At 47.7% G+C, this 16,026-nt stretch carries 14 protein-coding genes; 6 read left to right on the top strand and 8 right to left on the bottom strand.

The window, feature by feature from the left end; translation table 11 throughout:
• Positions 1–12 precede the first annotated feature (12 nt).
• Positions 13–1,215, top strand: coding sequence for a bifunctional glutamate N-acetyltransferase/amino-acid acetyltransferase ArgJ (gene argJ, locus ACJJIY_RS22170; protein WP_445358845.1), 1,203 nt, complete (start codon positions 13–15; stop codon positions 1,213–1,215).
• Positions 1,216–1,224: 9 nt separating this feature from the next.
• On the top strand, positions 1,225–1,623 hold the full coding sequence (gene mutT, locus ACJJIY_RS22165) for an 8-oxo-dGTP diphosphatase MutT (RefSeq protein WP_444896376.1): 399 nt from the start codon (positions 1,225–1,227) through the stop codon (positions 1,621–1,623).
• Positions 1,624–1,676: 53 nt separating this feature from the next.
• Here mutT and yacG read toward each other — a convergent pair whose 3' ends face one another.
• The 5 genes from yacG to pilB form a co-directional block, all read right to left on the bottom strand.
• Positions 1,677–1,892, bottom strand: a complete 216-nt coding sequence (gene yacG, locus ACJJIY_RS22160; RefSeq protein WP_108734183.1) for a DNA gyrase inhibitor YacG — start codon at positions 1,890–1,892, stop codon at positions 1,677–1,679.
• Positions 1,893–1,944: 52 nt separating this feature from the next.
• Positions 1,945–2,553: a dephospho-CoA kinase gene (coaE, locus tag ACJJIY_RS22155; protein ID WP_445358844.1), complete on the bottom strand. Its 609-nt coding sequence runs from the start codon at positions 2,551–2,553 to the stop codon at positions 1,945–1,947.
• 111 nt (positions 2,554–2,664) lie between these two features.
• Entirely contained in the window at positions 2,665–3,549 is an 885-nt protein-coding gene (locus tag ACJJIY_RS22150) for a prepilin peptidase (RefSeq protein ID WP_444896378.1), read from the bottom strand.
• A gap of 11 nt (positions 3,550–3,560) precedes the next feature.
• The gene (locus ACJJIY_RS22145) at positions 3,561–4,775 is read right to left on the bottom strand and encodes a type II secretion system F family protein (RefSeq protein WP_444896379.1); all 1,215 of its coding nucleotides are present in this window, start codon (positions 4,773–4,775) and stop codon (positions 3,561–3,563) included.
• Positions 4,776–4,928: 153 nt separating this feature from the next.
• Positions 4,929–6,641: a type IV-A pilus assembly ATPase PilB gene (gene pilB / locus ACJJIY_RS22140; protein WP_445358843.1), complete on the bottom strand. Its 1,713-nt coding sequence runs from the start codon at positions 6,639–6,641 to the stop codon at positions 4,929–4,931.
• A 365-nt stretch (positions 6,642–7,006) separates the two neighbouring features.
• Here pilB and ACJJIY_RS22135 point away from each other — a divergent pair, with 365 nt between their 5' ends.
• Together ACJJIY_RS22135 and ACJJIY_RS22130 are read left to right on the top strand one after the other, a co-directional pair.
• Positions 7,007–7,477: a pilin gene (locus ACJJIY_RS22135; protein ID WP_445358842.1), complete on the top strand. Its 471-nt coding sequence runs from the start codon at positions 7,007–7,009 to the stop codon at positions 7,475–7,477.
• A gap of 75 nt (positions 7,478–7,552) precedes the next feature.
• Entirely contained in the window at positions 7,553–8,221 is a 669-nt protein-coding gene (locus tag ACJJIY_RS22130) for a hypothetical protein (protein ID WP_445358841.1), read from the top strand.
• 287 nt (positions 8,222–8,508) lie between these two features.
• On the opposite strand, the gene ACJJIY_RS22125 is transcribed toward ACJJIY_RS22130, so the two are convergent.
• The 3 genes from ACJJIY_RS22125 to imuA all read right to left on the bottom strand — a co-directional run bounded on the left by ACJJIY_RS22125 (position 8,509) and on the right by imuA (position 13,999).
• The gene (locus ACJJIY_RS22125; protein ID WP_445358840.1) at positions 8,509–11,682 is read right to left on the bottom strand and encodes an error-prone DNA polymerase; all 3,174 of its coding nucleotides are present in this window, start codon (positions 11,680–11,682) and stop codon (positions 8,509–8,511) included.
• An 82-nt stretch (positions 11,683–11,764) separates the two neighbouring features.
• The gene (locus ACJJIY_RS22120; RefSeq protein ID WP_445358839.1) at positions 11,765–13,270 is read right to left on the bottom strand and encodes a Y-family DNA polymerase; all 1,506 of its coding nucleotides are present in this window, start codon (positions 13,268–13,270) and stop codon (positions 11,765–11,767) included.
• A 21-nt stretch (positions 13,271–13,291) separates the two neighbouring features.
• The gene (imuA, locus tag ACJJIY_RS22115) at positions 13,292–13,999 is read right to left on the bottom strand and encodes a translesion DNA synthesis-associated protein ImuA (protein ID WP_445358838.1); all 708 of its coding nucleotides are present in this window, start codon (positions 13,997–13,999) and stop codon (positions 13,292–13,294) included.
• 206 nt (positions 14,000–14,205) lie between these two features.
• Here imuA and dcd point away from each other — a divergent pair, with 206 nt between their 5' ends.
• Both dcd and ACJJIY_RS22105 read left to right on the top strand, forming a co-directional pair.
• Positions 14,206–14,775, top strand: coding sequence for a dCTP deaminase (dcd, locus tag ACJJIY_RS22110; protein ID WP_282933840.1), 570 nt, complete (start codon positions 14,206–14,208; stop codon positions 14,773–14,775).
• A 33-nt stretch (positions 14,776–14,808) separates the two neighbouring features.
• Entirely contained in the window at positions 14,809–16,017 is a 1,209-nt protein-coding gene (locus ACJJIY_RS22105) for a BaiN/RdsA family NAD(P)/FAD-dependent oxidoreductase (protein ID WP_445358837.1), read from the top strand.
• Positions 16,018–16,026: the final 9 nt, after the last annotated feature.

Genomic DNA, 16,026 nt, shown 5'->3' with positions numbered 1-16,026 from the left:
GTCGTTATTCTTATGCCTGAATTATCCATACCCGCTGTCGAAGGGGTTCGCCTCGCCAGTGTGCCTGCCAGGATCAAAGACTGGGAACGCAATGACCTGTTGTTGGTTGAGCTTGCTGAGGGAACTTCAGTTGCAGCCACTTTTACCCAGAATACTTTTTGTGCGGCTCCAGTAACGGTGGCCAAAGAGCATATCGCCAAAGGAGAAGTGCGAGCCCTGGTGGTTAATGCCGGCAATGCTAATGCCGCTACTGGGGTAAGGGGACTGGCGGATGCCCGGGCTACTTGCGAGGCGGTGGCAGATGCACTGAAGATTTCTGCTGAACAAGTATTGCCTTTTAGTACTGGTGTCATTGGTGAGCACTTGCCGATGGAGAGGTTACTCACTGCTATCCCGGGGTCTGCTGGACAGCTTGATCCCGCCGGATGGGAATTGGCGGCCGAGTCCATTATGACTACGGACACCCGGCCAAAGATTGCGAGCCGCAAGTTAATGATTAATGGTGAAGAGATTGCCGTTGTTGGTATAGCCAAAGGTTCCGGTATGATCCAGCCGAATATGGCTACCATGCTCGCCTATGTCGCCACTGATGCCGGTGTGACGCAGCCCCTGCTAGATCAAATGGTGCGCGAAGTTGTTGGGGCCTCATTTAATCGGATTAGCGTAGATGGAGATACCTCGACGAATGATGCTTGTGTTTTGATGGCCACAGGTGCGCGGGGGGAGATGATCAGCAGCTCTGAGAACACTGGCTACCTGGAGCTGTACAGAGCAATTTCGGAAATACATATAGAGCTAGCCCAGGCCATTGTCAGGGATGGTGAGGGGGCGACCAAGTTTGTTACCGTACAAGTGGATGGCGCGCTCAACAGTGAAGAGGCCTTGACGGTAGCTTTTGAAGTCGGTGATTCTCCGCTGGTGAAAACTGCACTTTATGCCTCAGACCCCAACTGGGGTCGGCTGGTTATGGCGATCGGCAATGCTATCCAAGGCGAATTAGACACCGATAAGGTGGAGATCTTCCTCGATAATGTACAGGTGGTAAGTGCCGGTGGGCGCGCATCTGGATATCAAGAGCAGGCTGGAGAGCAGGTATTTTCAAAACCTGAATTTACTATCCGTATAGAGCTGGGTCGCGGTGCCAGCAGTGAGCACATCTGGACCTGTGACTTCTCTCACGAGTATGTCACCATCAACGCAGAATATCGGACTTGAGGTAGTAGAGTGAGTAAGGTTGTCCATGTTGCTGTCGGTGTAGTAACCCGAGGGGACGGCAAGATCCTGATTGCCCGCCGTCCCGACCATTTGCATATGGGGGGGCGCTGGGAATTTCCCGGTGGCAAGGTGGAAGCTGGTGAGTCTGTGCAGGAGGCGCTCTATAGGGAGCTACTTGAAGAAGTGGCTATTGAAGTACAGGAGTTGCAGCCTCTGGTAGAAATTCGTCACGATTACCCTGAAAAAACCGTGCTGCTGGATACCTGGCAGGTAACGCAGTTCACGGGTGAGGCTCTTGGACTAGAGCAGCAGGAAATCAAGTGGGTGTCTGCTGGGGAGCTGGATAACTTCCAATTCCCCGATGCCAATCAAGCAATTATTGAAGCGGTAAAAGGGCGTTTCTCCTAAGCTTCATCTTGAACAGCTGCTTGCAGGCAGCTGTTCAAATGGGTTGGATGGCCTTAATGGCGGGGCTTGTTCGGGTCCAGGTCATCACTCAGCACATCGTCATACACTGACTCCCCGGGAATCTTGTGTCCCTCACTAGCCCATTCGCCGAGATCAATCAGCTTGCAACGTTCGCTACAAAAAGGTTTGAAGGGAAACTTATCGCTCCACTCAATGGGCTTTTTGCAGGTAGGGCAGTTGAGTGTCGGCGTTACGCTGGATTTAGGCATAAGTTAGCTTGGGCTCTAAAGTGATCTGAATCGGAATTGTACTCTAATTAACTTAGCTCGACTGTTCTGGCCGAGCAATCCGTAAGTATTCCCGGTGGAGCTGCTCTATTTGAGCTTTGAGTGAGGCTAAGTCACTAGTGTTATCCAGCACATCATCCGCCTTCTCTAATCGTTGCTCCCTTGTCAGTTGGGCTGCCATGATTTTGCGAATCTGTTCCTGCTGACTGTTATCTCTTGCGCTGGCGCGCTCAAGCTGCAAAGCCTCGGGTAGATCGACTACACAAATCCTGTTAACGAGCTCATATTGGCCTGACTCAATCAGGAGGGGGGATTCCAATATTGCGTAGGGCCCCTGACTTGCGTTCAGTGAGGAAGTTATTTCTTCTCTAATCAGTGGGTGTAATAGACTTTCCAGCCATTGACGTTCGCCTGGGTCGTCAAATATCAGTGTGCGCAGTTTGCTCCGGTTTAATTCGCCACTTTCCAGTAAGGCATCGGCCCCGAAGTGTCGGGCTATCTGTTCCAGGGCGGGCTTTCCCGGTTGTACCACAACCCTTGCCGCCCAGTCTGCATCTACTACATTAATGCCCAGGTCACGGAAATACCCAGCTGCTGCTGACTTTCCGCTGCCGATCCCGCCGGTTAAACCTACGGTAAACAATGGCTGTCCTCCCCAAGAATAAATAAGGTTGCGGTATAAATAAAAACCCCGGCCAGATAGCTGGCCGGGGTTATAGTAAAGCAAATGGTAGGACAATAGTGAGTTGGTCGTTTAGTTGCTGAGGCCAGAAATATTGAAATACCAGCTCATAATTTGTTCCCCCCAAAGCATAGCGATCCACCCGGCTCCGGCGAGATAAGGACCAAAAGCGATAGGCAGATTGCGATCCCGCCCTACGGCGATACTCCAGGAAATGCCAGCAGCTGCGCCAACAGCAGCGGAAAGTAGGATGACCATTGGCAGCACTTGCCAGCCAAACCAGGCGCCAATGGCTGCCAGGATTTTAAAATCTCCAGCCCCCATACCTTCCTTGCCGGTAACAATCTTAAAGATGTGGAACACTAGCCAAAGAGATAGGTAGCCGGCGATAGCACCAATTACTGCGTCCTGCAGAGAAGCAAATGCTCCCCAAATATTGATTAGCAAACCGGCCCAGAGTAACGGTAGAGTAATGCTGTCTGGAAGCAGCTGCTTGTCAAAATCGATACCCGTTAAGGCGACCAAGGCCCAGGTAAAAAAGCATCCAGCCAGTGCCTGCCAAGTGAAGCCCAGCTGCCAGACAACGACAGCGGTCAGAATGCCGGTAATCAGTTCTATCATTGGGTAGCGCTTGGAAATAGCGGTGCCGCAGGAGCCGCACTTGCCACGAAGCAAAAGGTAGCTAATGATGGGGATATTTTGCCAGGGCTTGATCTCCACTTTGCACTTGGGACAATGGGAGTGAGGAAGTACCAAATTAAAGGGCTTGCCTAGTTCACGCTGCTCTTCACTTGAGGGTTTTATGTCAAAGTAATTGTAGAAATCCCGCTTGTAGCTATGTTCCATCATTACCGGGAGGCGCAAGATTACAACGTTGAGGAAGCTGCCTATTAGGGCGCCAAAAATAAAGGCGCTAACGAGAAGTAGCGCCGGATATAAGGATAGATTTTCGAGCATTAAAAAGTTTCTTATACCACTCGGCCAAGCTGGAAGATAGGTAAATACATGGCGATCATTAAACCACCAACGAGTATGCCGAGTACAGCCATAATCATGGGTTCAAGCAAGGTGGTTAGGTTGTCGACCATATTATCTACAGCCTCCTCATAAAAGTCGGCGACTTTTCCAAGCATTTCATCGAGTGCACCAGATTCTTCACCAATAGCAGTCATTTGTATTAGCATGGTGGGGAAAAGTCCAGATGAACGGAGGGCAGCATTAAGAGGAATACCCGTTGCTACAGCGTCCCTAATTTTTAAAGTTGCTTCTTCATAAACACTATTACCTGTAGCACCGGAAACTGATTTTAGGGCATCAATTAAAGGTACGCCTGCGGCAAAAGTTGTAGAAAGGGTGCGAGCAAAGCGAGCTGCTATTGAATTGTAGGTTATTTGCCCTAGGATAGGTATTCTTAGTACAAGCCTATCAATAAATTCGGCAACGCTTTTATTACGTTTTTTCGCTTCAAGAAGACCGCCTATTCCGATGACGGCAGCAGCTAGAAGAATAAACCAGTTACGTTGCATCCATTCAGATAAGCTGACTACAAGCTTGGTAAAAGCCGGTAAATCGGCGCCAAAACTTGAGAATGTCTCAGCGAACTGAGGAACTACCTTAATAAGCAATATAGAAGTCACAATGATCGCTACTACAATAACCGCAATAGGGTAAGTCATTGCTTTTTTAATTTTTGCTTTTAATGCCTCAGTTTTTTCTTTATAGGTCGCAATCCTGTCTAGCATAGTTTCAAGTGCGCCAGATTGCTCACCAGAGGCTACTAAATTACAGAACAGATTGTCGAAGTGCAAAGGGTGCTTACGCAGGGCATCCGCAAATGTAGTTCCTGAGGCGACATCCTCCTTGATTTTGAGTATTAACTCTCTAACCCCCTGATTATCCAAGCCATCAGCAACAATTTCAAAACTCTGCACCAAAGGAACGCCGGCTTTCATCATGGTGGCCATTTGGCGAGTAAAGAGTGCGATATCCGCTGGTTTTACTTTCTTCTTTCCACTACCAAACAGAGCCTTTGGTTTTTTTTGGACTCGATTGGCAATAATACCTTGCTTTCGCAACTGGGCTTTGACTAAGGCCGGGCTGGTCCCGCTAATCTCCCCTTGCACCTTGGTACCCTTGCGATCTATGCCTTTATAGATGTACTCAACTGCTGTGGCATTAGCCATGGTTACTGTTCCTGTTTTCATTCTCTCATAAAAGGCTGTCAAACTTGCAAAAGGTAGCCTTTTATTCTTAGCTCATCCTAGGAATAACTCTAAAGTGGGGCTAAAAGGCTCCCTGCAAAATTTCAAGTGCGCTATGTATCCCCGAAGGCGCCGCTAGTCCTGGGTGACCCTATTCGCCTCTTCCAGGCTGATGACTCCCATTACAACTTTTCTTAAAGCTGAAATCCTTAGGTTATTAAAGCCTTCCTTAAGGGCTTGGTCGGCAATCTGTATTGAGTTGCCGCCTTCCATTATAATTCTGGAGATACTGTCTGTAATGCGAACTACTTCATATACACCTACGCGGCCTTTGTAACCCTTTGAGCAGTGTTCACACCCAACCGGCTGAAAAATTGTCCACTCCTCTTCAGGGATAGTGACTGTGGAAAAGCCTTCGGCTTTTAATACCTCATCGGGCAATGTGATTGGTTTTTTACATTCGCCACATAGTCTGCGAGCCAGGCGCTGTGCAATAATTACACTTACGGATGTGGCGATATTGAAGGTGGGTACCCCCATATTCATAAGTCGAGTTAGGGTTTCGGGGGCGGAGTTCGTATGTAGAGTTGATAATACTAGGTGGCCCGTTTGCGCTGCTTTAATTGCAATTTCAGCAGTTTCTAAGTCCCTGATCTCCCCCACCATAACAATGTCGGGATCTTGTCTTAAAAAGGAGCGGAGTGCTTCGGCGAAATTGAGCCCGACCTTGGTTGATACGTTAACTTGGTTTATGCCTTCTAGATTTATTTCAACAGGGTCTTCCGCGGTGGAAATATTGAGCTCTGGAGTATTTAGAATATTTAGGCCAGTGTAGAGAGAGACCGTTTTACCTGAGCCGGTGGGCCCTGTAACTAGAATCATCCCTTGGGGTTGTGCAAGGGCATCCATGTAGAGCTTCTTCTGCGCATCTTCATAGCCTAGAGCGTCAATACCAAGCTTGGCCGAGGATGGATCTAGTATACGAAGTACGATTTTTTCCCCCCAGAGGGTGGGCAAGCTGTTTACTCGAAAGTCGATAGCCTTGGTTTTCGACAGTTTCATTTTTATTCGGCCGTCTTGGGGTACCCGACGCTCGGAGATGTCCATTTTAGACATCACTTTTAGGCGAGCGGACAAGCGTGTTGCCAATTGTATGGGAGGCTTGGCAATTTCATGTAAAATCCCATCAGTGCGAAAGCGCACGCGAAAAGATTTCTCGTAGGGCTCAAAGTGAATGTCCGAAGCGCCGGTTCTTATTGCGTCAAGTAAGACCTTGTTTACAAATCTGACGACAGGGGCTTCGTCACCACCGGGTTCACTGTCACTGTTTTGTTCGGTCTCCGTATCATCTACATCTAATCCATCAAGGGCTTCGTCGTCTATATCACCGAGTCGTGAGCTAATATCATCACTGCCAGATAAATAGCTCTCGATAGCTTTGGCTAGTTTATCGGCTTCAACAAGGACCGCATCGGTATTTAGCCCGGTATTAAAGTTGATTTCAGTGAGGGCAGAGAGGTTGGCTGGATCAGCAACAGCAACAAATAATCGATTCCCCCGCTTAAAAAGTGGAAGGGTAAAGTGTTTGCTGATTAATTTTTCATCCACGATACTCTTGGGAATTAGATCAAAGTCATAACTGCCAAGGTCAAAAAGTGGACATCCAAAGGCTTGCGTAGCAATTTTCGCGAGCTCTTTGCTACTAAGAAGCTTGGATTCAACGGCATGCTGTGCAAAAGTTAGGCCTTCCCGTTTAGCGGCCTTAATTGCCTCCTCTGCTGTAGTTTCCTCCAAAACCTGGTCTGCTACTAATCGCTTGGCCAGTCCGCTTAACAAGGGGGTTGTCATAGTTAATACTGCCGCATTTAGTTTCACTGGGGAGCGAAGCCGCCAATCCCTGCGCTTGAAATTTTCGCCATTATAACAGTGGATGCAAGGGAAGGGAGTACGAGGACTGTGGTGTATGGAGCGTATGGGATAGGTTACGAGATAGCGCGAATTCAAGCAGGTGGTGACAATTTTTGTCACCACCTGCTTGAATTTGTCAGTATCTGTAATTCCTGTGTTAGTTATAAGATTGAGTGCAATTGATGAAGTATCTTGAAGCGGGCAGTGGTATTGGGCCTTGTCTCTCTTGGCACGAAGCTTGTATATTGTTCCGCGACTTCCTCACGGGATTCACTAAATCAAAAGTCTGTATGGAGACGGTTACAATGAAAAAGCAACAGGGTTTTACTCTTATTGAATTGATGATCGTGGTAGCGATCATTGGTATTTTGGCGGCAGTAGCACTGCCTGCCTATCAGGATTACACCTCAAAAGCCAAAGGCACAGAAGTGATGATGGCGGCCGCTTCTTGCCGTACGGCGGTGAGTGATGTTGTTAATAACGCACTCGACCCAGATGTTTCTGGGATCCTGCCTAGTATTTGTAATTTTGTACCAACAAAGTATGTTAAAGCTGGACAGGTTTCTGCAAATGGTGTGATCACTATTACTGCGGATGAAGCGGAGCTTACTGGTTTAACAGCTTCCACCAACCAAATTGATTTGACCCCTTACACCTCTACTGGTGCTGTTGTTGGTACTACTGATGGCGGCAAGCAAATCTTTGAGTGGAAGTGTGGCCCTAATGCGACTAATGCATACCCGCGTCAACTTCTGCCAGGAAGCTGTCAGAACTAAGGTTTAAAACTCTTAAAGGGCGTGAATTCACGCCCTTTTTTTTGTTTATTTTTTAATTCTATATTTGTTAATTCAGTGAAAGATCGTTTACAAGCATTCTCTATACATCTCGCTATTAGCTTTCTGTTGTTTATCATGCTCGGGGCTTTTATTCGTTGGGTTTGGTATCCAGGCTTCTTATTTGAGGTGGATGGTGGCTGGCAAGGCATTAAAATAATTGCCGGTGTGGATTTGATAATAGGTCCGTTATTGACGCTACTTGTGTTTAATAAAGCTAAGGCGAGTTTGCGTAAGGATTTGGCTGTTGTTGGTTGTTTACAGCTTTTATGTATTGTTGGTGGTATGTGGGTTGTTGGAGATAGCCGCCCCTTGATAGTTGCTTACTATGACGGGAGCTTCTCGACCGTCAATAAATATTCTTTTGAAAATAATCATGTCCAGCACGAAGATGTGGTAGGGCATGTCTCTTGGCTTGGGCCAACTTGGGTTTCTTTGGAGTTGCCGGATTCTGCAGTTGATCGAGAGCTTATCTTGTCAATGTGGGACTTTATGGGGGAGGATATTGCTACTAATGTAAATTTATATGCTCCTTATGGGGAGAATAGCTTTGAGCGGGTAAAGGAAATTCAGCAAGATAAACAGGACTACTTGAAAGTCCATAGTTACTCAGCGCGGTATTATCGTGGAGAGCTATTGGTAGATGTTCGTTCGGGAGAGGTTGTTGAACTGCTTTCTAAGCTATAGCACTCGTAACACATGCTCGCACTAGGTAGCTAGTATAAGTGGCGCTCGTATATCTGCTGGAATTTTCATTGGGTTCATGTGAGGTTTTTAGGTTGTTTGCGTGGAGGCTAACCGGCCCGGAGCCCGCACGCCCTCCTCTTTTACTTGTGCGGGTGTAGCAGTTGTCTGATGCTTGTTTGGGGTTATTCCATTATGAAGTCATTTTCATAGGGTCCAGTATTTCTTAGATATGCCAGGGGATAATGATCTTCAATTTCCTAGTAGAGTCGGTGAGTATTCATTTGCGGTTAGAAAAAGTCTCTAGTCTCTTGAGTGGTTTCCCATTTTAAGCTTTCTAGTTTATGTCCAACCAGGTGTATTGTTTTATAAGTATTTTGATCGCTGTTATTTGTCGACTGCAATAACCCACTAATCAATAAAACTTTCCTGCTTATGATTTCGGTTCTGTATTTTTCTTGTAGGGCTTTGTGAAGTACTACATTGACAGAGCCAGTTTCATCTTCAAGCGTTAAAAATATAACCCCTGAAGCACTTCCTGGCCTCTGTCTGCAGGTAACTACTCCTATTACACTAATATATTGGTTATCTCTGCAATGAGGAAGGTCCTCGGCAAAGGCACACTTATGAAAGCGTTTCCTCCTGCGTAAAATCGCAATTGGGTGCTCTGCTAAAGATAGGCCAATGCTCTGGTAATCACTATCGGTGTTATCTTTTATTGTGGTTTTAGTTTGAAAAAAGATTTTACGATCAATTTTCTTACGATCTAAGGGGGCCCAGCTATCTCGGTAGCGGTTTTGACCAAGTGAGGCGAAAGCATTGGCTCTGACAAGATGAGTAAGCTGTTCCTCATCAATGCTTGTGCTACTTTGTACCTGTGCTAGGGAGTAAATCCTTTCTTTGCTTCTTAATTTTCTAATAGTTTCTGCTGTAATTTCTTTGAGTCCTTTAATTAGGCGCATACCTAAACGAATGGCAGCTACTGTGGGCCCATTGCTTATTTTTTGGCTGGATGCCAAAGGTGAATCATTGGCTTGTTGTTTGTCTCTATTATTATAATTTATAATAGGGGGGGTATGTAAAAAAGAAGAACCTGCTACTTCTAGGTTATGGTCCCAAATGCTATAGAGCACATCAATGGGTAGTACCTTAACTCCATGTCGCTGGGCGTCATAAACCAGTTGCGCCGGTGCATAGAAGCCCATAGGTTGGCTATTGAGTAGTCCGCAATAGAAGGCCGCTGGGTGATGACGTTTTATCCAGGCGGAGAAGTAGGCTAAAAGTGCGAAGCTAGCAGAATGAGACTCTGGGAAACCGTAAGAGCCAAATCCTTTCATTTGATTAAATAATTGTTCTGCGAAATCTTCCCTATAGCCATTACTTTGCATTCCCCGCACAAGCTTATCCCTGAATTTATACAAGTCCCCATTTTTTCCCCAGCTGGCCATGGCTCGGCGAAGCTCATCAGCTTCACCGCCGCTAAACCTTGCTGCGACCATCGAAAGTTGAATAACTTGTTCTTGAAATATAGGAACACCGAGAGTGCGCTCAAGCACTGGGCGTAAACTGTTATGAGGGTAGCGCACGGTCTCCAACCCCTGCTTGCGTTTCAAATAGGGGTGTACCATGCCGCCTTGAATTGGCCCGGGGCGGACAATGGCGATTTCTATAGTAAGCTCATAAAAATTTCGAGGTTGTAATCTTGGCAACATGCTCATTTGAGCGCGAGATTCAATTTGAAAGACTCCAACGGTATCGGCCCTGCACATCATTTCGTAGACCTGTGGATCTTCGGCGGGAATATCCTGCAATCGCAATTTGGGGCCGTATAGAGCAATATAGTTCAGGGATTTACGCAGTGCAGTTAGCATACCCAGGGCGAGCACATCGACCTTCATTAGTTTTAAATCTTCGATATCCTCTTTGTCCCATTGGATTAGGGTGCGATCCTCCATAGCGGCATTTTCAATTGGAACCAGCTGGTGCAATGGTTGTTCTGTAATAACAAAACCGCCTACATGTTGCGATAGATGTCTTGGAAAACCATATATTTGCAGCAGTAACTGTGGGAACATTTTTCCTATTGCGCTGCTCGGATCTATTCCCACTTTTTGCATCTGCTGGGGGAAACTATCTAGAGTGTCCCACCAGGCGCGTTCAGCAATAAGTTGTTCTATTGTGGCAGCGTTGATACCAAGGGCTTTGCCGATATCCCTTACGGCGCTTTTAAAGCGGTAGGTGATCTTACTAGCGGTAAGTCCAGCTCTTTCGCGGCTATATTTTGTGTAAATATACTGAATAACTTCTTCACGTCGTTCGTGCTCAAAGTCTACATCAATATCTGGGGGTTCATTGCGTTCCCGTGAGATAAATCGTTCAAATAGCAGACCAATTTTATGAGGGTCTATTTCTGTGATGAATAGGCAGTAGCAAACTACTGAATTGGCTGCAGAGCCACGCCCCTGGTATAAGATATGATTTTCCCGGGCAAACTGGACTATATCGTAAATGGTTAGAAAGTAATGCTCATATTCCAGTTCTGCTATTATTGCGAGCTCTTTATTGATAATTTCATCTATTCGCTTTTCAGGGCCCTGTGGCCAGCGAGCAGCTCTTCCTATTTGTACTAGCTTCTTTAAATAGCTACTCGCATTACTTTTTTGAGGGATAACTTCTGATGGGTATTCGTAACTGAGTTCGCTCAAGCAAAAAGTACACTGTTTGGCAATGAGGTTGGTATTGTCTATAGACTCTTTGGAGTGTAACGACTGGATATCACCTAAGCTGCGAAGATAACGTTCAGCATTTTGCTCAATACGATACCCTAGATTATCCAGGGTACAGTTATGGTAATTTGCGTTGAGTACATCTTGTAGTGGCTTTCGGCTATAGCAGTGCATCAAGACATGATTGGTTGCAACCAAGGAAATATTCTCTCTTCTTGCAAGCTCACTAATTCTATTGGACTTAAGGCTTTCCTCTGCGTGTAGGTGATTGTTGATGGCAATGTAAAGCCGTTCGCTGAAGGTTTGCTTGATTTCTTCAGGTATTTCTATCTTATTAAAATTTGGAATCCAGATGGCAATTAGGTTTTTGCATAACTCTACCAGGTCACTTTGATAAGTAATGTAGGTTCCTTTTTCCGCTCTTAAGCGTGATTTTGAAATTAACTGGCATAGCTCGCTGTAGGCAGTTTTGTCCGGAGCCAGTAGAACTATTTCTGTGTTGTTATGGAGCCGGAAATAACTGCCAAAAATTAGTTTAAACTCGGGATTTTTAGAGTCTGTAGACTTGATGGTTTCAAGTTCTTTATAGGCTCTAACGGCTCCGGAAAGGGAGCATTCATCGGTGATAGCAAGGGCTGTATATTGCAGGTTGTAAGCAGTTTGGACTAATTCCTGCGGATGCGATGCTCCCTTCAGAAAAGAAAAGTTGCTTTGACAAAAGAGTTCGGCGTACCTCATGCTGATTCTCTCGGCGTCTATCTGTTGATTGTGATGGGATTTGGGTTTTGGTGAAGATCAGTATTAAGAAAGGGGTTTAGGCTTAGCTATAAACGCCATGTAAAAACCACTCTTCGGTTGTAAGATCCTGAAAGACCCAGTAGAGCTCATCTCTTTTATTTCTTGCGATATAGTAATCCCGCCCATGACGCCCGTGCTGCCACCAATAGCCATCAATTCGCTCTGGCCCTTGTAATAGTTGTAGCTCTCCCTGATAAAATAATTTGTGCTCGCTACTTTCCAGTTTGGTTGGATGAGCTAATAGCCAGTTGGGGCGCGGTGCTTGGATGGGCTTAATTTGCTGTCCCTTAGCGTTACTTTTAATTATCAGGGTATCTGTATTTTGCCAGGCCTGCTCTGGTAGGTAGCTTTCTTTTAGGGCAATTCCCGAGAGTGCTTGATGACCGAGGCGGGCTTTTAATTTGTCTATTAGCTGTTGATTGCGTTTATGTTGGCTGCCTTCACCAAATAAATCTTCATCCAGTGATCCTTGCTCCAAGGGGAGTAAATGCTTGCAATTTAAGCTGATGGACTGCACTGGCTGATCAAGAGTTACTCTTTCCATTTGCAGCTTGGTTAGTGCTACTAAGCGTTGAGGGTCCAACTGCGGAGTGGAGAGTTCTACGGTTATTTCCTGAGATTTATTTTGGCCGAAATCCATATGCCAATTTAACTGTTGTGTGTAGAGCTGGCGTCGCTGCAACTGGAAGCATAATTCCCTTAGCAGGCGACCGATAGGAAATAGCAGCTGTTCGCTATTATCCAAGGGGCTGGGGAAAAATAGCTCGCTGCGGAATTGTGCTGGGGGCTGATAACTACAGACTGGATCTTGGCGAGTTCCGTTCAGGCGTGCCAGGTAGTCCACAAATGGGCGACCAAAACGAGAGCCTACCTCAGAGAGTGGAATAGCGAGCAGCTGGCTTACTCGCTTGATACCACATGCGTAGAGCTTGGAAATAGTTTTGTTGTCGCAATTAAGGAGCTTGGATGGGGCAAAGCTAATCCACTGTCTCCACTGCTGAGGGCTGGGCGGAGAATCTGATTGCGCAAGCCAGTGCCGGTGTTCGGTCAGTTGGCTTAGCATATGAGCTGCACTGGGGCTGTGGCCGAGGCCCATCAGGCTGTGGATTCCCATCTGTTCAAGCTCATCGCTCAGCTGCTGTATCAATGCCTTGAAGCCACCGCTGGCCTTTAGGCAGCCGCTCAGTTCCAGGTAGAGGTGGGCGGGAGTGCTCTCACCATTGCTCATAGGCCCTGCGGACTGAGGTGATACAAGTGGTGTAAAGCTGTATGCCCACTGGGCCAGTTGCTGTAACTCTTGTTGTTCCCGCTGGGAATCGCGTTGTAGCAGCTGTAGGTCTGCACAGAGAGCAGACGCAGTGGCAATACTGAGTCCGGTCTCAACGCCGCATTGGGATGCCGCCGGGTTTCTATCAATCACCAACTGTTTTTCAACCACAACTTGGGGTAGAGCCTCTTCTCCTTGTTGCTGAGCGCGGGTCAGAACTTCTAACGGAAGCCTGGGGAATTGAATACAAAGCCATAGCATGGAGCTACCCCTTGAAACCGTTCAGTGCATTGGTTGGTCCCGTCGGACCAGTTTTGCTGCTCTTGCCAAATAGAGGTTTTGGCCAGAGTTTCCGCCCAATTGTTTTAAAAGCCTTAGCGCCAGCTCTCCTTCCCTGGGTGTGAGCTGTAGGCGCAAGCTCGCGGGTGAGGGGTTTGCTGTTTCACACTGAGGGCGAAAATGGAAGTGCAGACAGTCCCCATTGCGGGCAGCGAGCTGCAGGCGACGAAGATCTTTATGGTTCAGGGATTGCCGCCCCTGCCAGCTGAGTAAGGCACCACAGCTTCCGGATTGTAGGGATTGCTCGATCGCCCAGAGAGTATCCTTGGGGCCTCGGGGGTGCAGGATCAGCAGGTTCTCAAGGCGGATACCGCTGTTGGCTAATGAGGGCGCATAGGGGATATGGGGTGGATTGACCAGTATGACCATTTGCCCCCTCTGAGTGAGATTTGCCAAGGCCGGTAGTATTAGGGTGAGTTCACCGATACCCATCTGGTCCATGAGTAGCTCAGTAGTGGCCCCTCTTGGCCAGCCGTGGTTCGCTAGGAGGGCATCGAGGCTTGGATAACCACTGGCGATGCCGTTTCGCTGCCGTCGGGGTTCATTTGCTGCTTGCCAGATATCGGCTCTGGTGAGTAGCTGTGCCAGTTTCTGGTGTTTTGCCTGGCGGTCTAACTGATTGTTTTCTATGAAGTTTTCTGCGCTGCCCACGATTCCACCACTGAATTTTAGTCCGATCCGGCCACTATCTTCGTCTTGAGCTGTATGTGTATACAGTGATACTGTTAATTTATACAGTATCTATCCAGTGGCAACAAGTGAGAATTCATTGGATAGGCACTTTTTTGCACAGCCTAAACCGGCTATGATTCCGCCTCTTTAATTGAGCACTAATTATTCTATTCAGGGGGGACGGAGTGAGTATCAAGTCCGACAAGTGGATTCGCCGCATGGCAGAGCAGCACGGTATGATTGAGCCTTTTGAGGCCGGTCAGGTGCGTCATAACGATAATGGCGATCGACTCATCTCCTATGGCACCTCCAGCTATGGCTACGATGTTCGCTGTGCTCGTGAATTTAAGATTTTCACCAATGTTCACTCAGCGACAGTTGACCCCAAGACCTTCGATGAAAACAGCTTTGTGGATGTTGAAGGCGATCACTGCATTATTCCGCCAAACTCCTTTGCCTTGGCGCGTACAGTGGAGTATTTCCGTATCCCGCGCTCTGTATTGACGGTTTGCTTGGGTAAATCCACTTATGCCCGTTGCGGTATTATCGTCAATGTGACGCCACTGGAGCCGGAGTGGGAAGGTCATGTGACTTTGGAGTTCTCCAATACCACTAACTTGCCTGCGAAGATCTATGCCAACGAGGGTGTGGCACAGATGCTGTTCTTCGAATCCGATGAAGTTTGTGATGTGTCCTATGCAGATCGTGGTGGCAAATACCAGGGCCAGCGCGGCGTTACCCTGCCTCGCACCTGATCACCGGTCTTACTGCAGTACTATTTCCTACCTATGACAGAGGTTTCTACCAGCCAGCTACCGGAAAGCGTCGATGTATTGGTCATTGGCGCTGGGGCAGCTGGACTAATGTGCGCGGCTACAGCGGGCCAGCGCGGGCGCAACGTGTTGGTCCTGGACCACGCCAACAAAGTCGGAAAGAAAATCCTGATGTCTGGTGGTGGCCGTTGCAACTTTACCAATCTCTACACCAGTGCAGAGAACTTCTACAGTAACAACCCCCATTTCTGTAAGTCCGCCTTGGCTCGCTATAGCCAGTGGGACTTTATTGCATTGGTGGAAAAGCACGGGGTTGCCTATCACGAGAAAACTCTCGGTCAGCTCTTTTGCGACAATAAATCAAGGGATATTGTCGACTTGTTACTAGCGGAATGCCGCGCGGCTAAGGCACAGATCCGCACGCGCTGTAGCATTACTCAAATTCGAGCTTTGGGGCAGGGGTATAAGGTCGAAACCAGTATGGGGACGGTTACCTGTGAATCCTTGGTCGTGGCTACTGGAGGCCTTTCTATTCCCACCATGGGGGCGAGCGGGTTTGGCTATGAGATCGCTGAGCAGTTTGGGCTTGATTTAGTCCCAACTCGAGCAGCGCTAGTGCCATTCACCCAGCATAAACGGCAATTGGAGCGTCAGGGTACCTTGCCTGGAACCTCCCTTTCAGTGACTGCTTCTTGCGCTGAAGGTAGTTTCCAGGAGCAGATGCTGTTCACTCACAGGGGACTGAGTGGGCCAGCGGTTTTGCAAATTTCCAGCCACTGGCGAGAAGGTCAAACGGTAATATTTGACTTGGCTCCAGAGAAAAATCTGGCAGAGTGGTTACCGCTGCGCCGACAACAGAGCCCGGATGGCCACTTACACAGCGTTTTGGCTGAGGTTTGGAGCAAAAAGTTAGTACAGTTTTTCCTGCAGCGAGCGCAAATTACCAGCCGCCCCCTAAAACAGTTTGGGGAGGGGGAATTACAGCAAGCTGGGGAAAAGTTACAAAGCTGGAAATTGGTACCCGCGGGCACTGAGGGTTATCGCACTGCTGAGGTAACATTAGGTGGCGTCGATACTGCACAGGTCTCTTCCCGTACTATGGAATGTAAAACCCGGCAGGGGCTTTATTTTATTGGTGAGGTTCTCGATGTAACCGGCTGGCTCGGCGGGTTTAATTTCCAATGGGCTTGGGCTTCAGGTCATGCTGCAGGAGAGGTGGCTTAATGGTGTGCC

The sequence above is a fragment of the Microbulbifer maximicatervae (SeqCode) genome, assembly GCF_052468155.1.
This window is presented reverse-complemented; position numbering and strand designations above follow the sequence as displayed.